This is a genomic window from Pectobacterium carotovorum (assembly GCA_016415585.1).
Taxonomy (GTDB): domain Bacteria; phylum Pseudomonadota; class Gammaproteobacteria; order Enterobacterales; family Enterobacteriaceae; genus Pectobacterium; species Pectobacterium carotovorum_K.
Map to the genome: position 1 here is coordinate 4,735,270 of CP066552.1, position 8,659 is coordinate 4,743,928.

Below are 8,659 nucleotides of genomic sequence, written 5' to 3' on the forward strand. Positions count from 1 at the left end.
TACGTAATTCGACAATACGTAATTCGTAAACCTGCTTTAAACCGCGGAGGCTCCCCCGACGATTTCGGTGAGTTCCTGGGTAATGCTGGCCTGACGAGCTTTGTTGTATACCAACTGCAGCTCTTTGATCAGGCTACCGCCGTTATCGGTCGCGGCTTTCATCGCAACCATTCGCGCGGCCTGCTCACTAGCCAGATTTTCTACGACGCCCTGATAAACCTGAGATTCTACATAACGGCGCAGCAGGGTATCCAGCAGCGACTTAGGATCGGGTTCATACAGGTAATCCCAGGCTTTCTTCTTCAACTCACCGTCATCCGAAGGCGGTAACGGTAACACTTGAACAACAAGCGGTTCCTGAGACATGGTATTAATAAACTTGTTGCTGACGATATACAGCTTGTCCAGACGACCTTCGTCATAGGCTTGCAGCATAACTTTAACCGGGCCGATCAATTCTGATACGGAAGGGTTGTCCCCCATACCGGTAACCTGAGCAACAATGTTTCCGCCTACCGAACCGAAGAAAGAAACCGCTTTGGAACCAATCAGCGCTAAATCAGTTTCAACGCCTTTGTCGCTCCAGGATTTCATATCAGCCAGCAGTTTCTTGAACAGGTTAATGTTCAAACCACCGCACAGGCCACGGTCAGTAGACACCACCAAATACCCAACGCGCTTAACATCGCGTTCTTCCAGGTACGGGTGTTTATATTCCAGATTTCCTAACGCAAGGTGACCAATCACATTGCGTATGGTTTCCGCATAAGGACGGCTGGCCGCCATACGATCCTGCGATTTACGCATTTTGGAAGCGGCGACCATTTCCATTGCTTTGGTGATCTTCTGCGTATTTTGGACGCTTGCGATCTTACTACGTATCTCTTTTGCGCCGGCCATCTTTGCTTCTCCTCAAAGCCTTGCGGCCTGCTTTACAGCAGGCCACCGGGCGTTACCAGGACTGGGTTGCCTTAAAAGTATCGAGGATGCCTTTAAACTTGCCCTCGATCTCATCGTTATAAGCGCCAGTCTGATCGATTTGTTGCAGAAGTTCGCCATGCTCACGGTCAGCATAAGCCAACAGTGCCGCTTCAAAGCTACCGACTTTCGACAGCTCAACATCTTCCAGATAACCACGTTCCGCCGCAAACAGAACCAGAGACTGCTGTGCGACAGACATCGGCGCATACTGTTTCTGCTTCAACAGCTCGGTCACTTTCTGACCGTGGCTCAACTGCTTACGGGTTGCATCATCAAGATCGGAAGCGAACTGAGAGAATGCTGCCAGTTCACGGTACTGTGCCAGCGCGGTACGAATACCACCGGACAGTTTTTTCATGATCTTGGTCTGTGCTGCACCACCCACACGGGATACGGAGATCCCTAGGTTAACCGCAGGACGAATACCGGCGTTAAACAGGTTGGATTCCAGGAAGATCTGACCATCGGTAATAGAAATTACGTTGGTCGGAACGAACGCAGAAACGTCACCCGCTTGCGTTTCGATGATCGGCAGAGCGGTCAACGAACCGGTTTTCCCTTTCACTTCACCTTTGGTGAATGCTTCAACGTAATCGGCGTTAACACGCGATGCACGCTCCAGCAAACGGGAGTGGAGATAGAAAACGTCACCAGGATAAGCTTCACGACCTGGCGGACGACGGAGCAGCAGAGAAATCTGACGATAAGCAACGGCCTGTTTAGACAGGTCATCATAAATAATCAGTGCATCTTCACCACGGTCGCGGAAGTACTCGCCCATCGCACAACCGGCATACGGTGCCAGATATTGCAGAGCAGCAGATTCAGACGCGGTAGCAACAACAACAATGGTGTTTTCCAGTGCGCCGTGCTCTTCCAGTTTACGTACCACGTTAGAAATCGTGGAAGCTTTCTGGCCGATAGCGACGTACACACATTTGATGCCGGAATCACGCTGGTTGATGATGGCGTCGATGGCCAGCGCGGTTTTACCCGTCTGACGGTCACCGATAATCAGCTCACGCTGACCACGACCGATTGGAATCATGGCGTCAACGGACTTATAGCCCGTTTGTACCGGCTCATCAACGGACTGACGTTCGATAACGCCAGGCGCAATCGCTTCAACCGCAGAGAAACCGTCGTGATCCAGTGCGCCTTTACCGTCAATCGGTGCGCCCAGCGTGTTGACCACGCGACCCAGCAGGCCGCGGCCAACTGGAACTTCAAGAATACGGCCGGTGCATTTTACTTTCATGCCTTCAGCCAGATCCGCATACGGACCCATAACTACCGCACCAACGGAGTCGCGCTCCAGGTTCAGTGCGATCGCATAACGGTTACCCGGCAGAGAGATCATCTCTCCCTGCATCACGTCTGCCAGACCGTGGACACGGATGATTCCGTCGCTGACGGAAACAATAGTACCTTCATTGTGAGCTTCGCTCACCACATTGAACTGAGCAATGCGCTGCTTGATCAGTTCGCTGATTTCGGTGGAATTCAGTTGCATGCTCCAGTCCCCTTAAGACTGCAAGACGTCTGCCAGACGTTCCAGACGACCGCGAATGCTGCCATCTATCACCATATCGCCCGCGCGAATAACCACGCCGGCCATGACAGACTTATCAATTTTGCAATTCAGCTTCACTTTGCGTGACAGACGTTTTTCCATAGCGGCAGCGATCTTTGATTGCTGCTGCTCACTCAACGTGCTGGCAGAAATCACATCGACGTCAACCGTCGATTCCAGAGTTGCCCGCAGTTGAATAAATTGTTCCAGTACTTCAGGAAGCACTGGTAAACGTCCGTTCTCGGCCATCACCCTAATCAGGTTCTGACCGGCTTCATCAAGTTGATCACCACAAACGGCAATAAATGTTTTCGCCAGCTCAATCGGTGCAACTGCACCAGAAAGCAACTCGGCAATCTGCTCATTGCGCGCCACTTCGGCCGAAAACGCCAGCATGTTCTGCCAGCGATCCAAGGCCTGATTCTCAACCGCAAAGTCAAAAGCTGCTTTGGCGTAGGGGCGAGCTACCGTGACAAATTCAGACATCAGCCCCTCCCTCCTTACAGTTCAGCGACCAGTTTATCAACGATGTCGCTGTTAGCAGCTTCATCCACGGAACGTTCAATAATTTTCTCGGCACCGGCAATCGCCAATACGGCAACTTGCTTACGCAGCTCTTCACGAGCACGTTTACGTTCGGCTTCGATTTCAGCCTGCGCCTGCGCCACAATCTTGTTACGTTCAGCTTCCGCTTCAGCTTTCGCCTCATCCAGGATCTGAGCACGGCGTTTGTTCGCCTGCTCGATGATAACCTGAGCATCCGCTTTGGCTTTCTTCAGTTGATCTGTCGCATTGGCCTGAGCCAAGTTCAAATCTTTTTTGGCACGTTCAGCAGAAGCCAGACCGTCAGCAATTTCTTTCTGACGCTTCTCGATGGCTGCCATCATCGGCGGCCATACATACTTCATGCAGAACCAGACAAACAGGACGAACGCAATGGCCTGGCCGAGGATTGTTGCATTAATATTCACAGCACAATGCCTCTTTCAAAGTTAAATAAGTTGATGTTTTAACCTCAGCAGAAAACATTCTGCTTAGGCCACCGCAAACATCACATACAGCCCCAGACCAACAGCGATCATCGGGATGGCATCAACCAGACCCATGACGATAAAGAACTGTGTACGCAGTAAAGGAATCAGGTCAGGCTGACGAGCAGCACCTTCCAAGAATTTACCACCCAGAATGCCGATACCGATCGCAGCACCGATTGCCGCCAAACCCATCATTAACGCGGCAGCCATGTACAGCAGATCCACACTCAGGTTTTCCATGACAGTCTCCAGTTTGTTTCAGTTAAAAACGTTATTTGTTGAAAGAAAATCAATGCTCTTCAGATGCCATCGAGAGATAAACAACCGTCAGAACCATGAAAATAAAAGCCTGAAGCGTAATAATCAAAATGTGGAAAATAGCCCAAGGCACATTTAACAGCCATTGTGACCACCACGGCAACAGACCGGCAATCAGGATGAAGATCAACTCACCCGCATACATATTGCCAAACAGTCGCAAGCCTAAGGAAATAGGTTTGGACAGCAGGCTGACACCTTCAAGAATCAGGTTGATAGGAATAAATACTGGATGGTTGAACGGCTGCATGGTCAGTTCTTTAACAAAACCACCGAGACCCTTCATTTTGATGCTGTAGAACAGAACCAGGATAAACACCCCAAGCGCCATCGACAGCGTGATGTTCACGTCAGCCGTCGGCACAGCACGCAGATAAGCATGCGCCGGATCGTATCCCAGCAGGCTATAGATACCCGCCCAAGCTTGCGGCAACAGATCGATAGGCAACAGGTCCATCAGGTTCATCAGGAAAACCCAGACGAAAATGGTCAGCGCCAGAGGAGCAATCAGTTTGCTTTTGCCATGGAACATATCGCGTACGGTGCCATCAACGAAACCGATAATCAGTTCGACAGCCGTTTGCAGCTTACCTGGCACACCGCTGGTCGCATGTTTAGCTACGCGGCGAAAGATAACCAGAAAGAGGATCCCAAGAGCGATGGAGAAAAACATCGAATCGACGTTGATCGACCAAAAACCCGTCCCGACCTGCAAATGCTGCAAGTGGTGACCGATATACTCTTGCGGAGTAGAGATTTCTCCAGCAGCCATGATGTCTCTTACCCTTTTGTTGTTAATTACGGCAACGATTAATTACGGCCGGTGCCACGATCTGCATAACCAGCACCGATAAATAAGTCAGGCCAAGCGGAAAGAATGCCGCTTTAAACACGCCTAACGCCACCACTAACAGTGCAATGGTGATAAATACCTTAAGCGCCTCGCCAATTGCGAATGACCAGGCCACACGCCCATCAGCAGGCTTGTGTGACTGGTGACGTAAGGCAAACAGCACAAACAACACATTCGGTAACCAAGCTGCCAATCCTCCGCCTAATGCAGAAGCAGCAGCGTTGACGCTATTGAGGCTGAAAGCAGCACTCAACAAAGCAAAAGTCACTAACTGTAACAACAGCAGCCTTAAGGCTACTTTTCCGCTGTAAAGGGATACAGGCATGACGTTTGCTCTCTCCGTACCTTTTCAGAGGTATACCGAATGACGTATAAAACTGCCTTTACACCACTGAGTCAAGCAGCAAAAAACGAGCAAATTATACGGGTCATACCTGCGAATTCAATCGATAAGTAGCGAAAAGGTGAACAATTATTTAAATTTCTTTCTGAAGCCCCGTTTTTACTAACAATCCTCACGACTCATATCTGGTGTCATTAATTTCTAAAGGCTTCTAATCTGTGATATGACTCACATAAAAGGACTTACGAATATTTACAACAGGATGTGTCTTTTTTTGCCCTTAGCAATAAAACGTATTTATTTTATTTAATTTCAATAGGTTATTAAAAACAGCATTCAAAAAGGGCAATAAACAACGTTTCAACCACCTCTTGACATTATTGATATCATTTTTTTACTTAATTAACACAAAAATAACTAAATTTTGATGCTGATGATTTATTTTCACTCGTTATTATTCAGTGCGAAAGCAAAAGGACAACGCTGAAAAAACGAAGATGTAAAATTTCAGTGATCGCGATGCGTTCTGGAACCATGCCACCGACAGACGAGGTGGCATCCTGACACGCAATATTTAGTTATAATTTTTTTGATAAAAAACAAAATTAGTTTGGTTTAAGCACGATCAAATGGCGCTCACCTTCCAGATCGGGAACGGATAAGCGAACAACCTGATCCAATAGGACACCTTGTGGCAAGGATGACAATTCATCCTCTGGAAGTACGCCTTTTAGAGCATAAAACCGCCCTGCTGGTCTGGCTGGAAGATGACTACACCAGCTAATCATGTCCTGCAAAGAGGCAAATGCCCGGCTGATCACCCCATCAAAAGGCGGTTCTGCTGGAAACGCCTCAACGCGACTCTGCACTGGCGTGATATTTTCAAGCTGTAGTTCATGTTGTACCTGACGCAGGAAGCGCACACGCTTACCCAGGCTATCCAACAAGGTGAAATGCGACTCAGGGCGAACAATCGCCAATGGAATTCCCGGTAACCCAGGCCCGGTCCCCACATCGATAAAACGCTGCCCGTGTAAATGTGGCTCAACCACGATACTGTCCATGATATGGCGGACAAGCATTTGCTGCGGATCGCGTACCGACGTCAGGTTATAAGCTTTGTTCCACTTATTCAGCATGTCAACATACTGTATCAGAAGATTTTTTTGCTTATCTGAAATCACCATACCAGCCGCGTTTAGCAGATTATCGAGTGTGTTGCGCACAATAAGATCCCGATGAAAAATATGAAGTTAATAATAAAAATAGCCGGATAACCGGCTATTTAGGGGATAAGTTTACCGTAAATCAGGCGCTGCGGCGCAGCAGACCCTGTTTTTTAAGCCAGATCAGCAGAATGGAGATTGCCGCAGGCGTAATGCCAGAAATCCGTGAAGCCTGGCCGATCGACGAAGGTTTATGATCGTTTAGCTTGGCAATCACCTCATTGGACAATCCACTCACCTGTTTGTAATCCAGATCTGCAGGCAGCAGTGCATTTTCATTACGCTGCTGTTTCTCGATTTCATCCTGCTGACGAGCAATATACCCTTCGTATTTGACCTGAATTTCAACCTGTTCTGCAGCCTGCTCGTCGGTTAATCCTGGGGCAAACAACGGTAGCGCAGTAAGCTGAACGTAATCCACTTCTGGGCGACGAAGCAGCTCTTCACCATTCGCTTCACGGGACAGCGGCGTCTTCAGCAGTGAGTTGATCTGGTCTAGCTGCTCAGATTGCGGATGAACATGAATGTCGCGCAAGCGCTGACGCTCTTTTTCAATACTCTCGAGCTTCTCGTTGAAACGTGCCCAGCGATGATCGTCGACCATTCCCAGCTCACGACCCATTTCAGTCAAACGCAGATCGGCGTTATCTTCACGCAGCATCAGACGATATTCAGCGCGTGAGGTAAACATACGGTAGGGCTCTTTCGTCCCCAGCGTACAGAGATCGTCAACCAGCACGCCTAGATAAGCTTGATCGCGACGTGGCGACCAGCCTTCCTTATCGGCAGCCAGTCGAGCCGCATTCAACCCTGCCAGCATGCCCTGTGCGGCCGCTTCTTCATAACCTGTTGTCCCGTTGATCTGCCCGGCGAAGAACAGGCCATGAATAAATTTGTTTTCCAGCGTAGGTTTCAGATCGCGAGGATCGAAGAAATCGTACTCAATCGCATAGCCAGGACGAACAATGCGTGCATTCTCCATCCCTGCCATTGAGCGAACAATCTGCCACTGGACGTCAAACGGCAAACTGGTTGAGATCCCGTTAGGATAAATTTCGTTGCTGGTCAGTCCTTCCGGTTCAAGAAAGATCTGATGCGTATTTCGATCGGCAAAGCGCATGACTTTATCTTCGATCGATGGGCAATAGCGTGGGCCGATCCCTTCGATGATCCCTGCATACATCGGGCTACGATCCAGATTGTTACGGATCACATCATGGGTCTTCTCATTGGTATGCGTGATGTAGCACGGCATTTGCGCCGGATGCTGGCTCGCATTACCCAGGAATGAGAAAACCGGCATCGGGTTGTCACCGTGCTGTTGAGACAGCACACTAAAATCGATAGTTCTGGCGTCAATACGCGGCGGAGTACCGGTTTTCAGGCGATTGACGCGCAGAGGCAGTTCACGTAAGCGGCGCGCCAGTGGAATGGAAGGCGGATCGCCTGCACGTCCACCGCTGTAGTTATCCAGCCCAATGTGAATTTTGCCGTCAAGGAAAGTGCCTACCGTCAACACCACGGCTTTTGCACGGAATTTTAGTCCCATCTGGGTAACGGCACCAACGACACGATCGTTTTCCACAATCAGATCGTCAACAGCCTGCTGGAAGATCATCAGGTTTGGCTGATTCTCCAGCGCGGTGCGAACAGCCTGACGATAGAGCACGCGATCCGCTTGTGCACGTGTTGCTCTGACCGCTGGGCCTTTACTGCTGTTTAGTATCCTAAACTGTATACCTGCCTGATCGACGGCACGCGCCATCAAGCCTCCCATGGCATCGATCTCTTTAACCAGATGACCTTTCCCAATACCGCCGATCGCCGGGTTGCAAGACATTTGTCCCAGCGTGTCGACATTGTGTGTGAGCAAAAGCGTCTGTTGGCCCATTCGGGCAGAAGCCATTGCTGCTTCTGTTCCGGCATGACCGCCACCGATCACGATGACGTCAAATGGATCTGGATAAAACATGGTACTGCTCCTCGCATTATCGCGAATGATGAGTGGCGAACGATCGTTATTTGCCCTGGGGAGGGGATTCTACTCAACTTTGAGCCAACGACCAAGTCCGTTGGATCCTCGTTAATTAAAGAAAGATCTTTTTATTTAAAGATCTCTTTATTAGATCTCTTATTAGGATCGTCATGTTGTGTGGATAAGTGATTATTCATATTAAAGATCAAGAGAATGGAGATGATCCTTACCTGTGAATGATCGGTGATCCTAGCCAGTATAAGCTGGGATCTTAATGTGGAGTTATACACAGGACAAAAAACATACTAGGGTTGTTATTGGGATAACTACTGCTTTTACACCTGAAATAAGCATAG

The 8,659-nt window shown here is 49.1% G+C and carries 9 protein-coding genes; all 9 read right to left on the reverse strand.

All coding sequences use genetic code 11. The annotated features are described in order from the left end of the window. Nucleotides 1-36 precede the first annotated feature (36 nt). A complete protein-coding gene (gene atpG, locus JFY74_21100; GenBank protein ID QQG28499.1) occupies nucleotides 37-900 on the reverse strand; it encodes a F0F1 ATP synthase subunit gamma in 864 nt (287 codons plus the stop codon). A 52-nt stretch (nucleotides 901-952) separates the two neighbouring features. After that, on the reverse strand, nucleotides 953-2,494 hold the full coding sequence (gene atpA, locus JFY74_21105) for a F0F1 ATP synthase subunit alpha (GenBank protein QQG28500.1): 1,542 nt from the start codon (nucleotides 2,492-2,494) through the stop codon (nucleotides 953-955). Nucleotides 2,495-2,506: 12 nt separating this feature from the next. Next, entirely contained in the window at nucleotides 2,507-3,040 is a 534-nt protein-coding gene (gene atpH, locus JFY74_21110; protein QQG28501.1) for a F0F1 ATP synthase subunit delta, read from the reverse strand. Nucleotides 3,041-3,054: 14 nt separating this feature from the next. Continuing rightward, nucleotides 3,055-3,525, reverse strand: a complete 471-nt coding sequence (atpF, locus tag JFY74_21115) for a F0F1 ATP synthase subunit B (protein ID QQG28502.1) — start codon at nucleotides 3,523-3,525, stop codon at nucleotides 3,055-3,057. Between the two features lie 63 nt (nucleotides 3,526-3,588). Beyond that, a complete protein-coding gene (atpE, locus tag JFY74_21120; protein QQG28503.1) occupies nucleotides 3,589-3,828 on the reverse strand; it encodes a F0F1 ATP synthase subunit C in 240 nt (79 codons plus the stop codon). A gap of 49 nt (nucleotides 3,829-3,877) precedes the next feature. Next, nucleotides 3,878-4,678 carry a F0F1 ATP synthase subunit A gene (atpB, locus tag JFY74_21125; protein ID QQG28504.1) on the reverse strand — a complete coding sequence of 267 codons (801 nt, stop codon included), beginning with the start codon at nucleotides 4,676-4,678 and terminating at the stop codon, nucleotides 3,878-3,880. A 22-nt stretch (nucleotides 4,679-4,700) separates the two neighbouring features. Next, nucleotides 4,701-5,084 carry a F0F1 ATP synthase subunit I gene (gene atpI / locus JFY74_21130; GenBank protein ID QQG28505.1) on the reverse strand — a complete coding sequence of 128 codons (384 nt, stop codon included), beginning with the start codon at nucleotides 5,082-5,084 and terminating at the stop codon, nucleotides 4,701-4,703. Between the two features lie 623 nt (nucleotides 5,085-5,707). After that, on the reverse strand, nucleotides 5,708-6,328 hold the full coding sequence (rsmG, locus tag JFY74_21135) for a 16S rRNA (guanine(527)-N(7))-methyltransferase RsmG (protein QQG28506.1): 621 nt from the start codon (nucleotides 6,326-6,328) through the stop codon (nucleotides 5,708-5,710). 82 nt (nucleotides 6,329-6,410) lie between these two features. Next, a complete protein-coding gene (gene mnmG / locus JFY74_21140; protein QQG28507.1) occupies nucleotides 6,411-8,300 on the reverse strand; it encodes a tRNA uridine-5-carboxymethylaminomethyl(34) synthesis enzyme MnmG in 1,890 nt (629 codons plus the stop codon). Nucleotides 8,301-8,659 lie beyond the last annotated feature (359 nt).